Origin of the sequence: Streptomyces sp. NPDC001568 (assembly GCF_042893755.1) — a bacterium.
Taxonomy (GTDB): domain Bacteria; phylum Actinomycetota; class Actinomycetes; order Streptomycetales; family Streptomycetaceae; genus Streptomyces.
Window position 1 is genome coordinate 56,489 of the sequence record NZ_JBIAVF010000029.1, and the last position, 17,057, is coordinate 73,545.

Below are 17,057 nucleotides of genomic sequence, written 5' to 3' on the forward strand. Positions count from 1 at the left end.
TGCGACGGCTCACCGATCGTGGGGGGACCTCCGCACGAGGCGGACGCCGCGGTGCGGTGAACCGTCAGAAGCCGAGGTGGCGACTCGGCGAGGAGAAACCGAAGAGCGAGGGCGCCGGGCGGTGGCCGCGGCGCCCGGTGGGAGCGGATCGGCAGGCGGGTGCGCCTGTTTCCCCGTACGGACGGACGGGCCCCCGTCGGCCCGTCCGTCCGGGCGGTCACCGGCCCTGCAACAGCCGGGTCACCGATCCGTTCTCGAACACCTCACGGGACGCGCTCGCGATGAGCGGGGCGATCGACAGGACGGTGACCTTGTCCAGTCCGAGGGCCCCGGGCACCGGAAGGGTGTCCGTGAAGACGAACTCGCTGACGCGCGAGTTCTTCAGGCGGTCCGCGGCGGGCCCGGAGAGCACGCCGTGGGTGGCCGCCACGATGACGTCCCGCGCGCCCTGCGCGAACAGGGCGTCGGCCGCGGCACAGATCGTGCCGCCGGTGTCGATCATGTCGTCGACCAGGACGCAGACCCGGTCGCGGACGTCACCGACCACCTCGTGGGCCGTGACCTGGTGGGCCACGTCCTTGTCGCGCCGCTTGTGGACGATGGCGAGCGGCGCCCCCAGCCGGTCGCACCAGCCGTCCGCCACGCGCACGCGGCCGGCGTCGGGCGAGACCACCGTGAGGGACTCGCGGTCCACCTTGGCGCCGATGTAGTCCGCGAGGACCGGCATGGCGAAGAGGTGGTCGACGGGGCCGTCGAAGAAGCCCTGGATCTGGTCCGCGTGCAGGTCGACCGTCAGGATCCGGTCCGCGCCGGCGGTCTTGAGCAGGTCCGCCACCAGGCGGGCCGAGATGGGCTCCCGGCCGCTGTGCTTGCGGTCCTGCCGCGCGTATCCGTAGAACGGCAGGATGACCGTGATGCTGCGGGCGGAGGCCCGCTTCAGCGCGTCGATCATGATGAGCTGTTCCATGATCGACTTGTTGATCGGCGCCGTGTGGCTCTGGACCACGAAGCAGTCGGCGCCGCGCACGGAGGCGTGGTAGCGGATGTAGATCTCGCCGTTGGCGAAGTCGATCGCCTTCGTCGGGACGAGCGTCGTACCGAGCTCGGCCGAGATGGCCTCGGCGAGCCCGGGGTGCGCCCGCCCCGAGAAGAGCAGCATCTGCCCGGAGTCGCTCACGCCGCGCCGGCCGCGACGTGCGTCGGGTAGTCGGTGTAGCCGGTGTGGTCGCCGCCGTACCACTTGGTCGTGTCGTCCTGGGCCAGCGGGGCGCCGGTGCGCAGGCGCTCGACCAGGTCGGGGTTGGCGATGAACGCCGAGCCGAAGGCGATGGCGCAGCCGACGCCGGTCTCCAGCGCCTCGGTGGCGATCGCCGCGGACACCGCGACGCCGTTCTCCGGGTGCGGGCACAGGATGATCGTGCCGGTCCACTGGGCGCGCAGGGCGGCGGTGTGGTCGCGGTCGCCGCCCTCCAGGAGGTGGATGAAGGCGATGGGCGGCAGGGCCGCGACGAGCGCCTCGTAGATCGCGCGGGTGTCGCCCTCGACGATGTCGTTGTACGGGTTGGCGGGCGAGATGCGCACGCCGACGCGGTCGGCGCCGATGCGCTCGGACACCGCCTCGATCACCTCGATCGCGAAGCGGATGCGGTTCTCGATCGGGCCGCCGTACTGGTCGGTGCGCCGGTTCGAGTTCTCGGCCAGGAACTGGTGGAGCAGGAAGCCGTTGCCCGCGTGGACCTCGACCCCGTCGAAGCCGGCGTCGACGGCGTTCTGCGCGGCGTCCGCGAACTCCTTGACGACCTCGGCGATCTCCTCGACCGTCAGCGCGCGCGGCTCCGGGTAGTCCAGCGGGCCCGCGGGACCGTAGGCCTGACCGGCCGCGGTGACCGCGGACGGGGCGACGGACTGGTGGCCGCTCGGGTACAGGTCCGGGTGGCCGATGCGACCGGCGTGCATGAGCTGCGCGACGATCTTGCCGCCGGCGGCGTGCACGGCGTCGGTGACGGGCTTCCAGGACTCGACCTGGGCCTGGGAGTGCAGGCCCGGGCTGTTGCTGAAGCCCTGACCGACGACGCTGGGCTGGACGCCCTCGGTGACGATGAGGCCCGCGCCGGCGCGCTGGCCGTAGTAGGTGGCCATCAGTTCGGTGGCCAGGCCCTCGGCGGTGGCGCGGTTGCGGGACATGGGTGCCATGACCACTCGGTTGCTCAGGGCCAGCTTCCCCAGAGTGACCGGCTCGAACAGCTTCTCGGACATGTGACTCTCCAGATTCGGGTCAACGCGTGGTGCGGAGGTGGAACGACGAACGCCGCGAGGGCGGGGCGGATCAGCCGCCCGCCCGCTCGGCGAGGTGGCGGGAGTGCGCGACGGCGAGGCGGCCCGCCGCTTCGGCGCAGGTGGCGAGGACCGCCATGTTGGCGCGGGCGGAACGGCCGTCGGTGGCGGCGTCCACGGCGCGCATCAGGTACTTGGTGATGCCCTGGCCGGAGACCCCGTCGCGGGTGGCCTCGGCGACGGCGGCCCGGATGGCCGTGTCGACCTCGACCGAGTCGATGGCGTCCTCCTCGCGGACCGGGGTGGTGATGAGGAAGGAACTGTTGTTGCCGAGCGCCCAGTGGGCCTCGATGGCGCGGGCGATCTGCTCCTCGTCGTCCAGGCGGTGGGGCGCCCGGTGGCCGCTCGTACGGCAGTAGAAGGCGGGGAAGTCGTCCGAGCGGTAGGCGACGACGGGGACGCACTGCGTCTCCAGGTACTCCAGCGTCAGGCCGAGGTCGAGGATCATCTTCGCGCCCGCGCAGACGACGGCGACCTTGGAGCGGGTGAACTGGATGAGGTCCGAGGAAACGTCCCAGGTCTCCTGGGCGCCCCGGTGCACGCCGCCGATCCCGGCGGACGAGAAGAAGGGGATCCCCGCGAGCTCTGCCGCCACGACGGAGGTCGCCACCGTGGTGGCGCCCAGGCCGCCCTGCGCGAGTACGACGGGCATGTCCCGGCTGGACACCTTGGGGATGCCCGGCAGGGAGGCGAACCGCTCGACGTCGGCCTCCGACATGCCGACCCGGATCTCACCGGCCTCGATGCAGATCGTCGCCGGGACGGCGCCGCCGGCTCGTACGGCGTCCTCGACCTTGCGGGCGGTGGCCGCGTTGTCCGGGTAGGGCAGGCCGTGCGTGATGACGTTGCTCTCGAGGGCGACGACGGCCCGGCCTTCGTGGAGGGCCTCGCGGACCTCCTCGGTGTAGACGACGGGGATGCCGTTGCTTGCGCTCATCGGGGCTCTCTCAACTCTCGTTCCAGTAACCGGGCGCCTTGAGGAGCAGGTCCCGGCGGGCCGCTATGTCGTCGAGGACCTGGACGTCCCAGTCCTCCGGTGTGACCGGCTCCAGGGAGATCGAGACGGTGTCCTCGCCGGTGGCGAAGGTGCGCGTCACGGCGGCGGTGACCGCCTCGTCGATCTCCTTGAGCTGTTCGGCCGTGAAGTTCCTCGGGTAGTGCCTGACGTGGATGTGGGGCACGGACTCGGTCCTCTCACGGGTCGTCGTGGGGTGGGTGGCACACCGCGGACGGGGGAGACCGCGGTGTGCCACCACCACTCCGCGTCCTGGCCCGGGGGGCAGGCCGGATGCGGAGCTCGGGCGCGGGAAGCAGGCCGGTCAGGCCTGTACGGATTCCCGCGGGTTGGTCGGGGTGGTATCGGTGCCCGGCTCGGGCTCCGGCTCCGGGTCCGGCTTGCTCCTGCCGCCGCGGGGCTGGGCCAGGATGACGGCCGCGACCACGGTCAGGGCGCCGGCGATCTGGAGCGGCGACAGCGCCTGGTCGAGGACGAAGTAGCCGAGCAGGGTGGCCGCCAGGGGCGAGGCGAAGCTCAGGAACGAGACGGCGAGGGCCGGGAGCCGCTGCACGCCGCGGAACCAGATGGCGTAGGCGAACAGGGCCCCGATGATGCCGAGGTAGGCGAAGCCCCAGAGGTTCTCGGCGGTGATCTCGTCGGGCAGTCCCTCGCCGATCAGGGCGATCGGGAGCAGGACCAGACCGCCGACGGTCAGCTGCCAGCCCGTGAAGGGCAGCAGGCCGACGCCCTCGGGGCGACCCCAACGCTTGGTGAGCACGATGCCGGAGGCCATGCTGACGGCGCCCAGCAGACCGGCCACGACGCCCGTCGTGTTGAGGCCCGCGTTCGGCTGGAGGACGAGCAGGGCCACGCCGGCCGCGCCGAGCGCGCAGGCGGCCACGTGGACCGGCTTGATCTTGTCCTTCAGCAGCAGGGCGCCCAGCAGCAGCACCAGCATCGGCTGGATGGACATCACCAGCGCCGCGACGCCGCCGGGCAGGTTGTAGGCCGCCACGAACAGGAGGTAGAAGAAGGCGCCGATGTTCAGGACGCCCAGGACCAGGGCCCGCCACCACCAGATGCCGCGCGGCAGGGTCCGTCCGATCAGCACCAGGATCAGGCCCGCGGGCAGGGCGCGCAGCAGCGACGCCAGCAGCGGTCGGTCGGCCGGCAGGAACTCGGTGGTGACCAGGTAGGTCGAACCCCAGATCGCCGGCGCGAGCGCGGTGAGCGCGGAGTCGGTCAGCGTGCGGCTGCTCCTCATCGGACCACGGCCGAGTCGGTCGTGCCGAAGTAGCGGTCGCCGAAGTCACCGATGCCCGGGATCATGAACGCGTTCTCGTTCAGGCGCTGTTCGACCGAGGAGGTGACGATCTTGACGGCCGGGTGCACGCGGTGCACGGCCTCGATCCCCTCGGGCGCGGCGATGAAGTTCACGAAGACGATGTTCTCCTCGCGCACCCCCGCCTCCAGCAGCACCTCGATGGCCGCGTTGGCGCTGCCGCCGGTGGCGAGCATCGGCTCCAGGAGCAGGATGTGCCGGTCGGCGATGTCGTCCGGCAGGTTCTTGTAGAAGAGGTGCGGGAGCTTGGTGGTCTTGTCCCGCTGGATGAGGATCTTGCCGACGCGGACGTCGGGCACGACGGTGCGCAGCTCGTCCAGCATGGAGTCGCCCGCCCGGATCACGGGCACCGCGCACAGCTTCGCGCCGAACTTCAGTCCGTCGTAGGTCTCGCCGACCGGCGTGATCGCCTCGTGCTTGTCGAACGGCAGCTGGTCGAGCGCCGATTCCAGGAGGAGGCGGATGATGCGGCGGGAGTAGAACACGAAGTCCGCGCGGGACGCACCGCGGTCACGGACGATCGTGTGCATGGCCCGCAGCTGGTTGGTCTGCGGCAGCGGGTGGACATTGTGGTGGCCGGTCGCCATGAGAACCTGCTTCTCGTCGGTCGGTGGAGACGGGCTGCGGCCCGGCCCCGGGGGCCCCGCGAAGGGCCCCCGGGCCGCCACAGCCACGTGGTGGGGAAGTGCCGGGATCAGGAAGCGATCTCGGCGAAGGCGCGGCGCGACTCGGCCACGAACTTCGCGACCTTCGCCCGGTCCTTGCGGCGGTCGGTGCCCTCCAGGAGGCTGTGGGCGTCGACGGCGGCGGGCTTGACGAAGCGGATCGCGTCGGCGACGTTCTCCGGGCTCAGACCGCCCGCCATCATCAGGGGCTTGGGCGAGCGGCGGACGAGCTCCGCGCTGACGTTCCAGTCGTGGGTGAGGCCGGTGGCGCCCTTGGCACCCGTGGCCGGGTTGAAGGTGTCGGTGATGAACATGTCGACCCACTCGGCGACGTCGTCGACGAGCTGGAGCAGCTCCTCGGCGTTGTCCTCCTTCACGACCAGGCTCTTGAGCACGTACAGGTCGGGGCGGTTGGCCTTGAGCTTGCGCAGCTGCTCCGGCTCCACGTCACCGTGCAGCTGCACGGCCTTGACACCGAGCTGGGTGGTGAACGCGCTGATCTCGTCCGCGTCCGTCAGGTAGCTGATGAGGACACCCTCCTGAGGGGCGACCAGACCGGCGATGATCTCCGTGGCCGCGGCCTCGGAGATGTCGTCCTTGCCCGACGGGAGGCGGAGCGGGAACCCGAACCAGTCGACGCCCTCCTCGGCCAGCAGCTTGGCCTCTTCGGCGTCGATGATTCCGGCGACCTGCACCAGGTCCTTCACGTCACTCATGTGTGTTCCTTTTCGGGATGAATCATTCTGAATCAAGCGGGTACCGGCAGAACGAGTGGACGTGTCCCGGTGAGGACGGATTTCGTTACACGTCTCGGGATGCTCACGAAAAGACTCGTAGGTACCGATCCACGGGTCAACGGGCTTTATGTCAGATCCACGTCAACCTTCTTCAGGTCCCGGTCAGGGACCGTCAGGACAGGCGTACGGACGACGTCCCGGGCGAGTAGGCGCTCTTCCAGGAAGGACAGGACACGCAGGTGGTAGGTACGAGCGGCCCATCCCAGGCTGATGTTGTGGCCGGCGTCGGGCTGGCGGACCACCTCAGTGGACGCCATCCACAGCGGAGCGAGTAATTCCTCCACCGCTGCCCGATCGTGTCTCCACCACTGCTCCTGCTCGGCGAAGGTGAAGCGGACGGGAACCCGGATCCGGGCCGCGACGGCGGGGTACGCCGCCGGCCACTCCAGGATCTCCCGGGCCTCCACCGCCGGTACGGGCCGCAGCAGTTCCTGCCCGAGCCGGAAGGCGTCGGGCGGGTAGAACCGCAGCGACCCCCAGTGCCTGCGCCACTGCACCGGGCCGCCGGAGCCGGGCAGCGCGGCGCGGTCCACGGCCAGGCGGCGGGCGATCCCGGAGACGTCCACGCCGAGCAGCGGGCCGCCGATCGGATCCGCACCCGGCCCGCGGTCGCCGAGGGCGGCGGCGGTGGACAGCGCGAGGCGGCCCCCGTTGGAGTGGGCGACGAGCAGCAGGCCCGCGCCGACGTCGTACGCGCCGGCGAAGTCGGCCAGGGCGGCGAGCAGGGTGCCGGTCTGCCCCGCCAGGTCCTGTCCCTCGGGCAGGGCCGCGGCCGAGGCCCCGTACCCGGGTCGGTCCAGGGCGAGGACGGCGTGGCCGAGCGAGGCTCCGAGTCCCAGCAGGGAGAGCCCGGGCCGGGCCCGGCTGTCGAAGTACCCCGCGCTCATCCCGGCGCCGTGCAGGGCGACCACCAGGGCACGGGGCGCGCCGCCCGGGGGCAGGGCGAGCAGCCCGGACAGCGGGATGCCGCCCCCGTCGAGGGTGACGGCCCGAACGGCGGGCGCACCGGGCTGCGGTGAGGGGGGCATGGCGGGACCTCCTGGCGGGGCGGGCGGGCGGAGCGGGAGCGGGTCAGGGGCCGCGGCGCACGGACCGTCCGCGGACCACGGCGAGGCCCCAGACGGCCCGGCGGCGCAGGAGCGTGGTCATGGCCGGGGCGCACGGCCGCGCCGCCGCCGGACCGGATTCGCGTACGGGTCCCCGGGCGGGAACCCAGTAGCCGGCGATCTGCACGGCGTTCATCCGCACGGCGTTCACCGGGTTCTCACAGCCGGGCTCCGGCGAACTCGGGCAGGCGGTCGCCGGAGTCCCACACCACGTGATAGGCGATGCGGTTCAGCCGCCAGCCGGAGTCGGTCCGTACGGCGGCGGCCACGCAGTGGCCCCCGACGTCGAACCGCCCCGCGGAGCGGTCCCCGTCGTGGTGGACGTGGAAGGTGAGCTGCTGCGCGCGCAGGGTGGCCAGGTCACCGTCGAGGCCGATGGAGTGGTTGGAGGTGAGGTGGTGCGAGCGCGCCCAGCGCGCCCCCGCCTCCCGTTGGAAGGCGGTGAAGCCCTCGATCCCCTCGGACGTGCCGATCGGGAAGGCGAAGGTGACGTCCTCGGTGAACAGTTCGGCGAACCGGTCCCGGGCCGGCTCGGCCTCCCCGTAGGTGTCGAGGGCACTGACGTACCGGTCGAACAGTTCGCGCAGGTCGGCGCGGTCGCGCAGGATCCGCACCTGCTCGCGCAGGTCCGCGATCTCATCGTGGGTCGAAGGCATGGCCTCTCCGGAAGGGTTGGAGATCATGGGTCGGGGGCGCGGCGGACCGTGATCCGCCACGCCCCCGCTGGGTGCGCGCCTCATACGACGCGCGCGCTCCGTTTGATGGCGTCGAGCAGTTCCGCCTGGCGCAGGAGGACCGGTTCCGGGCGGGCCCCGACGCGGATGTCCGTGACGAAGGCGGCGACGGAACGGAGCACCTGGTCGTCCGGGGCGAGGCCGATCTCCTCGACGCCGGTGGGGCGTTCGAGGCGGATCGTGGGCGGGTGCGCGGCGGGCGGGGTGAAGGCCCGCTCGACGGTGAGGCGGCCCCGGCTGCCGGTGATCTCGTAGGCGCTCCGGTAGCCGTGGTCGAGGCCGAACGACAGCTGCGCGGTGACCCCTTCGGGGGTGCGGAGCAGTGCCGTGCCGGCCGTGTCGACGGCCCGGCCGGGCACCCCGGCGACCAGGACGGCGCCCTCCGCCTCCAGCCGGTCCCCGAGGAAGTGCAGGGCCGCCCGGACCGGGTAGACCCCGGTGTCCCACAGGGCGCCGCCGCCGAGGGCGGCGTCGTAGCGGATGTCGGTGTCCGGGAGCCGGGGGATCGTGAACTCCGCCCGGAACGAACGTAGTTCACCGATGGCTCCGCCGCTGACGAGGGCCCGGACCGCGGCGTGCTGGGAGTGGTGGACGAACATCACGTTCTCCCGCAGCACCAGTGCGGCGGACCCGGCCAGGTCCAGCAGTCGGCGGGTCTCCGCGAGGTCGGTGGTGAGCGGCTTCTCCGCGAGGACGTGCTTGCCCGCGCGCAGCACCGCCTCCACCCACTGGGCGTGCAGGGCCGCCGGGAGCGGGACGTACACGGCGTCGATGTCCGGGCGCGCCAGCAGCGCCCCGTACCCGGTGACGGCCTCGCAGCCCGCCTCCTCGGCCGTCTCGCGGGCCCTGGCCGCGTCGCGGGCCGCGACCGCGACGAGTTCGATGCCGGACGCCGCCCGCAGGGCGGGCAGCATCCGACGGCGTGCGATGTCGGCGCAGCCGATCACGCCGATGCGGACGGGATCCATCAGAGCGTTACCGCCCCCGAGGTCAGGCAGGAGAGCAGGGTGCGCGCCTGCACGTTGACGTAGTGGTTGTGCCGCAGCAGCCCGGCGAGCTGCCCCGGGGTGACCCACAGGTAGCCCGGCGGGGCCTGGAGCGGGGCCTGGTCCTCGTCGGTGTCGAGGAAGAGGTAGCGGCTCTCCGCGTTCAGGAACCGGCCGCCCTCCTCGGAGTGCAGGGCCTCGTAGCGGATCCGTGCGGGGTCTGCGCCGAGGACCAGGTCGAGGAACGGCGGGCGCTCCTCGTCCGGCAGGTGCGCGTAGTTCGGCGGGGTGTACTGCACCGTCGGGCCGAGTTCCACCGTGTCGGCGAACCCGCCCTCGACGCGGGCGTGGACCAGTACGTGGGGCACGCCGTCGATCCGCCGGGTCAGGAAGGCGGTGACGCCCACCCCCGTCGGTTCGAACAGGGGCTGCGTCCAGCCCGAGACCTCGCGGCTGCCGGCCTGGACGCCGACCGCGACGACGCTGAAATAGCGCCCCTCCTCGTGGTCGATGGAGTCCTCGCCGCGCTTCCAACCGGGGATGTCCGCGAGGGGTACCGGCCGGGCGCTCACGTCGTGGCGGGAGCGTTCGGTGGTGAACCAGGACAGCAGCTCGGTGTCCGAGTGCAGGGCGAGGGCTTCGGTGTCCGGGAGCGGCGCGCAGGCCAGCACGGTGCGCGCGTCCATGTTGACCACGTTGTCCTGGCGCAGCAGCTCCCCGATCTCGCCGAGGGTCAGCCAGCGGAAGTCGTCGTGCTCGGGGACGTCGCCGACCGCCTCGACCAGCATGTTGCGGTTGCTCTTGCGGTAGAACCAGGAGCCGTGTTCGGACTGGAGGACGTCGGCGAGGACCCGGCCGCGGCCGGGCTGCGTGAAGTACTCGATGTAGCGGACGTCGGCGCCCTTGTGGGCCTTGGTGTAGTTGCTGCGGGTGGCCTGCACGGTGGGCGACAGCTGGAGCAGGTTGCGGTTGCCGGGCTCCATCTTGGCCTGCATCAGGAAGTGCGGGACGCCGTCGAACTCCTTGACCAGGATGCCGAGGATGCCGACCTCGGGCTGGCGGATGATCGGCTGGTGCCACGTGCGCTCGCGGCCGTCGGAGCCCGCGGTGACCCGCAGGCCCTCGACGGTGAAGAACTTCCCGCTGCGGTGGCCGAGGTTGCCGGTGTCCGGGTCGAAGGACCAGCCGTCCAGGTCGGCGAAGGCGATCCGGTCCACCCGGAAGCGGTGCGCCCGACGGCGCTCCTCGAGCCAGGCGTGGACGTCCGCGGCGTGCCGGACGGCGCCCCGCGCGGCGCCCGCCGAGCGGGCCAGCCGCAGCGGCAGCTCCTCGTCCACGCGGGCGACCAGCGCCGGGGCGGCGGTGGCCGCGGTGGTGGTGGGGCCGCTCACGCGTGGCCTCCCACGAACTCCTTGACGGAGGCGATGACGTAGTCGAGCATCTCGTCCGTCAGCGCCGGGTACACGCCGATCCAGAACGTCTGGTCGGTGATGATGTCGCTGTTGGTGAGGTCTCCGACGATGCGGTGCGGCTGGCCGATGTAGGCGGGGTGGCGGGTCAGGTTGCCCGCGAACAGGCGCCGCGTGCCGATCTTGCGGTCCTCCAGGAAGTCGACCAGGGCGGCCCGGCTGTAGGGCGCCTCGGGGTCCACGGTGATCGCGAACCCGAACCAGCTCGGGTCGCTGCGCGGGGTGGCCTCGGGGAGGATCAGGTGCGGTACGCCGTCGAGGCCGTCCCGCAGCCGGCGCCAGTTGCGCCGGCGGGCGTCGCAGAAGTCGTCGAGCTTGTCGAGCTGGGTCAGGCCGAGGGCCGCCTGGATGTCGGTGGCCTTCAGGTTGTAGCCGACGTGGGAGAAGATGTACTTGTGGTCGTAGCCCTCGGGGAGGGTGCCCATCTGGTACTTGAAGCGCTTGAGGCACTTGTTGGTCTCGCCCGGCTCGCACCAGCAGTCCCGGCCCCAGTCGCGCAGCGATTCGACGATCCGCGCGAGCGCCAGGTTCGAGGTCAGGACGCAGCCGCCCTCACCCATCGTCAGGTGGTGGGCCGGGTAGAAGCTCACCGTCGTCATGTCGCCGAAGGTGCCGGTCAGCTTGCCGTCGTAGGTGGAGCCGACGGCGTCGCAGTTGTCCTCGATCAGGAACAGGTCGTGGTCCTGCGCCAGCTGCGCGATCTCGGCGACCTCGAAGGGGTTGCCGAGCGCGTGCGCGATCATGATGGCGCGGGTCTTGGGGCCGATGGCCTGCGCGACCCGCTCGGCGGTGGTGTTGTAGGTCCCGAGCTCGACGTCGATGAAGACGGGGACGAGCCCGTTCTGGATGATCGGGTTCACGGTGGTCGGGAAACCGGCGGCGACTGTGATGACCTCGTCGCCCCGCTTGAGGGCACGGTCCTCCAGCAGGTGCGAGGTGAAGGCCGTCATGGCCAGCAGGTTCGCGGAGGAGCCGGAGTTGGCCAGGTGCGCCTTGCGGTGCCCCATCTTCCGGGCGAAGCGCGACTCGAACCGGCGGGAGCTTGGCCCGGCCGCGATCCGCATCTCCAGGGCCGCCTCGACCAGGGCCGCGCGGTCGCGTTCGTCCAGGACCGCGCCGGCGGGCCAGATCTCGGTGGTGCCGGGGACGAAGGGCCCCTGGTCCTGCGCGTCCTGATGGAACTTCGCGGTCTCGTCGAGGATGAGCCCCTTGTGGACGTTCATGACGTGGTTCCTTCCCGGCTCTGTCGGCCGAAGTCGTCGCTCTGGTGTTTCACGGCCTTCCACCAGCCGGGGTTGTCGCGGTACCACGCGACGGTGTCGGCCAGTCCCTGCTCGAACGAGACGCGCGGCGCGTACCCGAGCTCCTCGCGGATCTTCGTCTCGTCGAGGGCGTAGCGCAGGTCGTGCCCCTTGCGGTCGGCGACCCGGCGGACCGCGGAGGCGTCCGCGCCGCACAGGGCGAGGAGGCGTTCGGTGATGTGCAGGTTGGTCTGCTCGTTGCCGCCGCCGATGTTGTAGACCTCGCCGGCGCGGCCCTTGTCGAGGACGAGGGCGATGGCCCGGCAGTGGTCGTCGACGTGCAGCCACTCGCGGATGTTGCGGCCGTCGCCGTACAGCGGGACCTGGAGGCCTTCGAGCAGGTTGGTGACGAACAGCGGGATCAGCTTCTCGGGATGCTGGTGGGGCCCGTAGTTGTTCGAGCACCGGGTGATCGACACGTCGAGGCCGTGCGTCTTCCAGTACGAGCGCGCGATCAGGTCGGAGGAGGCCTTGGACGCGGCGTACGGCGAGTTGGGCAGCAGTGGCCACTCCTCCGTCCAGGCGCCCTCGGCTATCGAGCCGTACACCTCGTCGGTGGAGACGTGTACGACGCGCCGCACGCCGGTGGCCAGCGCCGCGTCGAGCAGGGTCTGCGTACCGCCGACGTTGGTGCGGACGAACTCGGCCGCGGAGTGCACGGAGCGGTCGACGTGCGACTCGGCCGCGAAGTGGACGATCGCGTCGTGGCCGGGCAGCAGGTCGCGCAGCAGCGCTTCGTCGCAGATGTCGCCGCGGACGAAGTCCAGCCGGGGGTGCGCGGCCGGCAGGTTGTCCCGGTTGCCGGCGTAGGTGAGCTTGTCGAGGACGGTGATCCGGGTGTCGCCGTGCCCCTCGTATCCGCCGTCGAGCAGGGTCCGGACGAAGTGCGAGCCGATGAACCCGGCTCCGCCGGTGACCAGGAGCCTCATTCCGCCACCTCGATACGCGTCCGTCCGAGGCCCTCGAGGACGAGGTGTGCCATGTTCTTGTCTCCTTGCGGGGGAAGAAGGGGGAAGGGCCGTGCCGTCAGGCGGAACGCGCCTCGCTCGAGTTGTCACGCCAGGTGCGCGGGCCGAGGAAACCGCGGACCCGATCGGGCCGGCGCCAGACGGCCAGGGCCGGGCCGCCGCCGGCCGTTCCGCCGTGCATGCCCTCCGAGGCCGCCGCCCGGGCGAGGACGACCGCGGTCAACGCCGCCAGTTCCTCGGCGTCGGGGTGCCCCTTCACGACGCGGATCAGGTGTCCGGGCTGCTGCGGGTCCATGGGGTTCTCCTCGTCCTGTGCCGGACCGCCGGCACTCACTGGGGCGGGTTCCCGTGCTTGCGCGCGGGCAGGTCGGCGTGCTTGGCGCGCAGCATGGCCAGCGAACGGATCAGTACCGACCGGGTGTCGCGCGGGTCGATGACGTCGTCGATGAGGCCGCGTTCCGCCGCGTAGTACGGGTGCATCAGCTGGTCCTTGTACTCCGCGATGCGCTGCGCGCGGGCGGCGTCGGGGTCGTCCGCCGCGGCGATCTCGCGGCGGAAGACCACGTTCGCGGCGCCCTCGGCGCCCATCACGGCGATCTCGTTGGTGGGCCAGGCCAGCGCCAGGTCGGCGCCGATGGAGCGGGAGTCCATGACGATGTACGCGCCGCCGTAGGCCTTGCGCAGGACCAGGGAGATCCGCGGGACGGTGGCGTTGCAGTACGCGTACAGCAGCTTGGCGCCGCGTCGGATGATGCCGTTGTGCTCCTGGTCGACGCCGGGCAGGAAGCCGGGCACGTCCACGAGGGTGACGAGCGGGATGTTGAAGGCGTCGCAGAACTGGACGAACCGCGCGCCCTTCTCGGAGGCCTCGATGTCGAGGACGCCGGCCATCGCGGCGGGGTTGTTGGCGACGATGCCGACGACGTGTCCGTCGAGCCGGGCCAGCGAGCAGACGAGGTTCGGCGCCCAGGCCGGATGGACCTCGAAGTGGTCGCCGTCGTCGACGACCTCCTCGATGACCTTGCGGATGTCGTAGGCCTGCCCGGACTGTGTGGGAACCAGGTCCAGCAGGGCCTCGTTGAGCCGGTCGGCCGGGTCGCCGGAGTGCTCGACGGGGGCCAGCTCACGGTTGTTGGAGGGCAGCAGCGCCAGGAGGTAGCGGACCTCGGCGATGCAGGTCTCCTCGTCGTCGTACGCGAAGTGCGCGACGCCCGAGGTGCCGGCGTGCACGTCGGCGCCGCCCAGCCCGTTCTGGGTGATCTCCTCACCGGTGACGGCCTTGACCACGTCCGGGCCGGTGATGAACATCTGCGAGGTCTCGCGGACCATGAAGACGAAGTCCGTCAGCGCCGGCGAGTAGGCGGCGCCGCCCGCACAGGGGCCGAGCATCACGCTGATCTGCGGGATGACGCCCGAGGCCCGGGTGTTGCGCCGGAAGATGCCGCCGTACCCGGCGAGCGCCGAGACGCCTTCCTGGATGCGGGCGCCGGCGCCGTCGTTCAGCGAGACCAGCGGGGCGCCGGCCTTCTCGGCCATGTCCATGATCTTGTGGATCTTCTCGGCGTGGGCCTCGCCCAGCGCCCCGCCGAAGATCCGGAAGTCGTGGGCGTAGACGAAGACCGTACGACCGTCGACCGTGCCCCAGCCGGTGACGACGCCGTCGCTGTACGGCTTCTTCGCCTCCAGCCCGAAACCGGTCGCCCGGTGCCGGCGCAGCGGCTCCACCGCGGTGAACGAGCCCTTGTCCAGGAGGAGCGCTATGCGCTCGTGGGCCGTGAGCTTGCCCTTGGCGTGCTGGCGCTCGGTCGCGCCCTCGTCGCCGCTCCGTGCGGACTCCTTGATCCCGTTGAGCTCATCGATCCGGGACCGGATCGTGTCGTCCGTTCTGGACATGGTTCTCCCACCCTCTCTGCGGGTCGTTGCGATGGTCAGACTGTGCTGGCTGTGAGCGCGGCGACCGTCCGTTCCAGCCGGTCCGCCGTGTTCGTCGCGTGGACGCGGGCGTCCGGCAGGATCTTGCGGACCAGGGCGCCCAGGACCTGTCCCGGTCCCACTTCCACGAACCGGTCCGCACCCGAGGCCGCGAGCGACTCGACGGCCCCGGTCCACCGGACCGGACTGGTGAGTTGGGTGCGCAGGGCGACGACCGCCTCCGCGGCGCTCGTCACCCACTGCCCCGTCACTCCGGAGACCAGAGGGACGCGCGGCGCGCGGAAGTCGGTGGCGATCAACGTCTGGGTGAACTCGGCCTCGGCCTCGCGCAGCAGGCTGGAGTGGAACGGCCCACCCGTCCGCAACACCCGCGTACGCGCCCCCGCCACCCGAGCCGCAGCCGTGACATGACCAACCGCCTCGGCCTGCCCCGACACCACCGTCTGCCGCGGCTCGTTCTCCCCCGCCACCTCCACGACCCCACCCACGGCCGCCCGCGCCTCGGCACACATCCGCGTCACATCCGTACGACGCAAACCGATCACCGCCACCGTGGCACTACCCACCCGATCCCCCACCGTGGCCACCAACTCGCCACGCAACCGGACCAACCACAACGCCTCCGTCCACTCCAACACACCCGCCGCGACCAAAGCCGCGTACTCCCCCAGGCTGTGACCGGCCACCGCGTCCGGCACCACCCCCTCACCCCGCAACACCTCCAGAGCGGCCAAACTCGTCAGGAACACCGCCGGCTGCGCCACCGCCGGATCCTCCAGATCCCGAGCCGAACCCTCCAGACACAACCGCGCCAGGGGGATCCCCAGAAGGTCGTCCGCGGCCCGGAAATAGCTTCCGGCCAAATCCGGGCGCAGGGCGAGCAGATCCCTGCCCATCCCCACGCATTCGGAGCCCTGCCCCGGAAAGACGAAGGCGGTACGGATCATCCGGTCACGTCCTTATCTGCGGTCCAGAAGTCGGGCACCCCTGGAATGCCGGGCCACCCGGTGGCGGCGTGGGCGCCTCCTCGGCGGGAGAGCGACTCAACCCTGTCCCAAGCCACTTGAGGACCACTTCCGTGTGCGTCCAGATCCGCCGGAAGGGCGCCCGCCCGTGGTCGACACCCAGCGCCGGCAGGCCGCCCCTCGCCGCGTGGTGGCGGTCGCGGCACGGCTCGGGACCGGCGGTCGGGGGCGGGGACCGTCGGCGGGGCTGCGGCAACGGACACGCGTCGCCCGCTGCCGGGTCGCGCGAGCGCGGGTGCGGTCGCGGCCCCGGGAAGGCGGCACCACGGAACCCGCCGGACCGGCCGCCCCCGGGACACGCCGGCGCCCGGCGCCGGTCGCGTCCGGGCCGGGGCGGCGAAGTCGGGGTCCGTCAGGCGGCGCAGGCGGGCAGGCCGCCGTGGAAGTCGACCATCTCGGAGAACAGTTCGCCGATGTCGAGCGGGTGGCCGGGCTCGGCGCCGCGCGCCTCGGCGTAGGCGCGGTGCAGGTTGGGCACCAGACGCTCGCTGTCGAGGAGGGCCGCGAAGGGCCCGAGGTCCGCCTCGCGTGCCGTCTCCAGCGGCGTGAGACCCGCGGCGATGCCCGCGGCGGCCAACTCCTGCACGTGACGGAGGTAGGCCTCGGTGGAGTCGAGGATCTCGGCTCCGCCCACCGGGCCGTGACCGGACACCACCGTCTCGGGGTCCAGGGCGCGCAGCTTCCCGATCACCTCGAGCGATCCCGAGACCGAGCCGGTGAGACAGAACGGCGTGGCACCGGACATGACGATGTCACCGGCGAACAGCACCCGGCGCTCGGGCAACCAGACCACCGAGTCGTTCTTGGTGTGGGCGGTACCCAGGTACATCAGCTCCGCCCGTACGTCGCCCAGGTGCAGGGTCAGCGTCTCCCGGAAGGTCAGACCGGGCAGCTCGACGGCGACGTCGCCCCAGCAGACGTCCGGCCACAGACCGGTCAGGTGCAGTCCGGCGAGGTCCATCTCGGCGCGGGTCGCTTCGTGGGCGATGATGACCGCGTCGTCGGCGAACAGTCGGTTCCCGAAGGTGTGGTCACCGTGCGGGTGCGTGTTGACGACGAAGCGGGGTGCGTGCGGAGTGACCCGCGCGATCGCGTCCTTCAACGCCACGGCGCGCGCCTCGGTGGCCGCGGTGTCGATCAGCAGGGGACGGCCGCCCGCGGTGACGAGGCCCGCGTTGTTGAGGCACCACCCGCCGTCGGGCTGGACGTACGCGTAGACCTCCTCGGCGACCTCGACCAGTCGAGCGGCGGACGGGAAGCTTGCGGTCACTGTTGTCTCCTGGATCGGATGCGCGGCCGGGGAGGACCTTTATGAGGGGGTGGTGGCGAGGGTTTTGGTGTGGGCGGGTTGGGTGTAGTTGCGGTTGTGGTAGACGAGTGGGGTGTCGTGGGTGTGGGAGA

Annotated in this window: 18 protein-coding genes; all 18 read right to left on the reverse strand. The window is 71.6% G+C overall.

Going from position 1 to position 17,057, the window contains the following annotated elements:
* Positions 1-217: 217 nt before the first annotated feature.
* The 18 genes from ACFY0I_RS37255 to ACFY0I_RS37340 all read right to left on the reverse strand — a co-directional run bounded on the left by ACFY0I_RS37255 (position 218) and on the right by ACFY0I_RS37340 (position 16,926).
* A complete protein-coding gene (locus ACFY0I_RS37255; RefSeq protein WP_281210119.1) occupies positions 218-1,159 on the reverse strand; it encodes a ribose-phosphate diphosphokinase in 942 nt (313 codons plus the stop codon).
* Between the two features lie 14 nt (positions 1,160-1,173).
* A complete protein-coding gene (locus ACFY0I_RS37260) occupies positions 1,174-2,256 on the reverse strand; it encodes an alkene reductase (RefSeq protein WP_388904089.1) in 1,083 nt (360 codons plus the stop codon).
* A 70-nt stretch (positions 2,257-2,326) separates the two neighbouring features.
* A complete protein-coding gene (locus tag ACFY0I_RS37265; RefSeq protein WP_388904090.1) occupies positions 2,327-3,271 on the reverse strand; it encodes a pseudouridine-5'-phosphate glycosidase in 945 nt (314 codons plus the stop codon).
* A gap of 10 nt (positions 3,272-3,281) precedes the next feature.
* Entirely contained in the window at positions 3,282-3,515 is a 234-nt protein-coding gene (locus ACFY0I_RS37270; RefSeq protein WP_388904091.1) for a tautomerase family protein, read from the reverse strand.
* 138 nt (positions 3,516-3,653) lie between these two features.
* Positions 3,654-4,595 carry an EamA family transporter gene (locus ACFY0I_RS37275; RefSeq protein ID WP_388904093.1) on the reverse strand — a complete coding sequence of 314 codons (942 nt, stop codon included), beginning with the start codon at positions 4,593-4,595 and terminating at the stop codon, positions 3,654-3,656.
* Positions 4,592-5,260 (reverse strand): uracil phosphoribosyltransferase, encoded by a 669-nt coding sequence (upp, locus tag ACFY0I_RS37280; protein ID WP_388904094.1) that lies wholly within the window; start codon positions 5,258-5,260, stop codon positions 4,592-4,594. Before upp ends, ACFY0I_RS37275 begins: the two co-directional genes overlap by 4 nt.
* Before the next feature lie 107 nt (positions 5,261-5,367).
* Positions 5,368-6,054, reverse strand: coding sequence for a phosphoribosylanthranilate isomerase (locus tag ACFY0I_RS37285; RefSeq protein ID WP_388904095.1), 687 nt, complete (start codon positions 6,052-6,054; stop codon positions 5,368-5,370).
* 146 nt (positions 6,055-6,200) lie between these two features.
* Positions 6,201-7,163, reverse strand: coding sequence for an alpha/beta hydrolase (locus tag ACFY0I_RS37290; protein WP_388904096.1), 963 nt, complete (start codon positions 7,161-7,163; stop codon positions 6,201-6,203).
* Positions 7,164-7,206: 43 nt separating this feature from the next.
* Complete coding sequence (locus ACFY0I_RS37295) at positions 7,207-7,377, reverse strand: hypothetical protein (RefSeq protein ID WP_388904097.1); 171 nt, start codon at positions 7,375-7,377, stop codon at positions 7,207-7,209.
* A gap of 22 nt (positions 7,378-7,399) precedes the next feature.
* The gene (locus ACFY0I_RS37300) at positions 7,400-7,897 is read right to left on the reverse strand and encodes a nuclear transport factor 2 family protein (RefSeq protein WP_388904099.1); all 498 of its coding nucleotides are present in this window, start codon (positions 7,895-7,897) and stop codon (positions 7,400-7,402) included.
* A gap of 80 nt (positions 7,898-7,977) precedes the next feature.
* Entirely contained in the window at positions 7,978-8,943 is a 966-nt protein-coding gene (locus ACFY0I_RS37305) for a Gfo/Idh/MocA family protein (protein ID WP_388904100.1), read from the reverse strand.
* Entirely contained in the window at positions 8,943-10,352 is a 1,410-nt protein-coding gene (locus tag ACFY0I_RS37310; protein WP_388904101.1) for an NDP-hexose 2,3-dehydratase family protein, read from the reverse strand. The genes ACFY0I_RS37305 and ACFY0I_RS37310 overlap by 1 nt, the downstream gene beginning before the upstream one ends.
* On the reverse strand, positions 10,349-11,653 hold the full coding sequence (rfbH, locus tag ACFY0I_RS37315) for a lipopolysaccharide biosynthesis protein RfbH (RefSeq protein WP_388904102.1): 1,305 nt from the start codon (positions 11,651-11,653) through the stop codon (positions 10,349-10,351). The genes ACFY0I_RS37310 and rfbH overlap by 4 nt, the downstream gene beginning before the upstream one ends.
* On the reverse strand, positions 11,650-12,660 hold the full coding sequence (gene rfbB / locus ACFY0I_RS37320) for a dTDP-glucose 4,6-dehydratase (protein ID WP_388904104.1): 1,011 nt from the start codon (positions 12,658-12,660) through the stop codon (positions 11,650-11,652). The genes rfbH and rfbB overlap by 4 nt, the downstream gene beginning before the upstream one ends.
* Before the next feature lie 97 nt (positions 12,661-12,757).
* Positions 12,758-12,994: an acyl-CoA carboxylase subunit epsilon gene (locus tag ACFY0I_RS37325; protein WP_388904105.1), complete on the reverse strand. Its 237-nt coding sequence runs from the start codon at positions 12,992-12,994 to the stop codon at positions 12,758-12,760.
* A gap of 35 nt (positions 12,995-13,029) precedes the next feature.
* Positions 13,030-14,592 (reverse strand): acyl-CoA carboxylase subunit beta, encoded by a 1,563-nt coding sequence (locus tag ACFY0I_RS37330; protein WP_388904106.1) that lies wholly within the window; start codon positions 14,590-14,592, stop codon positions 13,030-13,032.
* A 35-nt stretch (positions 14,593-14,627) separates the two neighbouring features.
* The gene (locus ACFY0I_RS37335) at positions 14,628-15,578 is read right to left on the reverse strand and encodes an ACP S-malonyltransferase (protein WP_388904107.1); all 951 of its coding nucleotides are present in this window, start codon (positions 15,576-15,578) and stop codon (positions 14,628-14,630) included.
* A gap of 430 nt (positions 15,579-16,008) precedes the next feature.
* The gene (locus tag ACFY0I_RS37340) at positions 16,009-16,926 is read right to left on the reverse strand and encodes an MBL fold metallo-hydrolase (protein ID WP_388904108.1); all 918 of its coding nucleotides are present in this window, start codon (positions 16,924-16,926) and stop codon (positions 16,009-16,011) included.
* Positions 16,927-17,057: the final 131 nt, after the last annotated feature.

What these genes read in the sequence shown, in the direction of transcription:
- ACFY0I_RS37255 (WP_281210119.1), bottom strand. Translation starts at nt 1,159, where the DNA reads ATGCTGCTCTTCTCGGGGCGGGCGCACCCCGGGCTCGCCGAGGCCATC.
- ACFY0I_RS37260 (WP_388904089.1), bottom strand. Translation starts at nt 2,256, where the DNA reads ATGTCCGAGAAGCTGTTCGAGCCGGTCACTCTGGGGAAGCTGGCCCTG.
- ACFY0I_RS37265 (WP_388904090.1), bottom strand. Translation starts at nt 3,271, where the DNA reads ATGAGCGCAAGCAACGGCATCCCCGTCGTCTACACCGAGGAGGTCCGC.
- ACFY0I_RS37275 (WP_388904093.1), bottom strand. Translation starts at nt 4,595, where the DNA reads ATGAGGAGCAGCCGCACGCTGACCGACTCCGCGCTCACCGCGCTCGCG.
- upp (WP_388904094.1), bottom strand. Translation starts at nt 5,260, where the DNA reads ATGGCGACCGGCCACCACAATGTCCACCCGCTGCCGCAGACCAACCAG.
- ACFY0I_RS37285 (WP_388904095.1), bottom strand. Translation starts at nt 6,054, where the DNA reads ATGAGTGACGTGAAGGACCTGGTGCAGGTCGCCGGAATCATCGACGCC.
- ACFY0I_RS37290 (WP_388904096.1), bottom strand. Translation starts at nt 7,163, where the DNA reads ATGCCCCCCTCACCGCAGCCCGGTGCGCCCGCCGTTCGGGCCGTCACC.
- ACFY0I_RS37295 (WP_388904097.1), bottom strand. Translation starts at nt 7,377, where the DNA reads ATGAACGCCGTGCAGATCGCCGGCTACTGGGTTCCCGCCCGGGGACCC.
- ACFY0I_RS37300 (WP_388904099.1), bottom strand. Translation starts at nt 7,897, where the DNA reads ATGCCTTCGACCCACGATGAGATCGCGGACCTGCGCGAGCAGGTGCGG.
- ACFY0I_RS37305 (WP_388904100.1), bottom strand. Translation starts at nt 8,943, where the DNA reads ATGGATCCCGTCCGCATCGGCGTGATCGGCTGCGCCGACATCGCACGC.
- rfbH (WP_388904102.1), bottom strand. Translation starts at nt 11,653, where the DNA reads ATGAACGTCCACAAGGGGCTCATCCTCGACGAGACCGCGAAGTTCCAT.
- rfbB (WP_388904104.1), bottom strand. Translation starts at nt 12,660, where the DNA reads ATGAGGCTCCTGGTCACCGGCGGAGCCGGGTTCATCGGCTCGCACTTC.
- ACFY0I_RS37325 (WP_388904105.1), bottom strand. Translation starts at nt 12,994, where the DNA reads ATGGACCCGCAGCAGCCCGGACACCTGATCCGCGTCGTGAAGGGGCAC.
- ACFY0I_RS37330 (WP_388904106.1), bottom strand. Translation starts at nt 14,592, where the DNA reads ATGTCCAGAACGGACGACACGATCCGGTCCCGGATCGATGAGCTCAAC.
- ACFY0I_RS37335 (WP_388904107.1), bottom strand. Translation starts at nt 15,578, where the DNA reads ATGATCCGTACCGCCTTCGTCTTTCCGGGGCAGGGCTCCGAATGCGTG.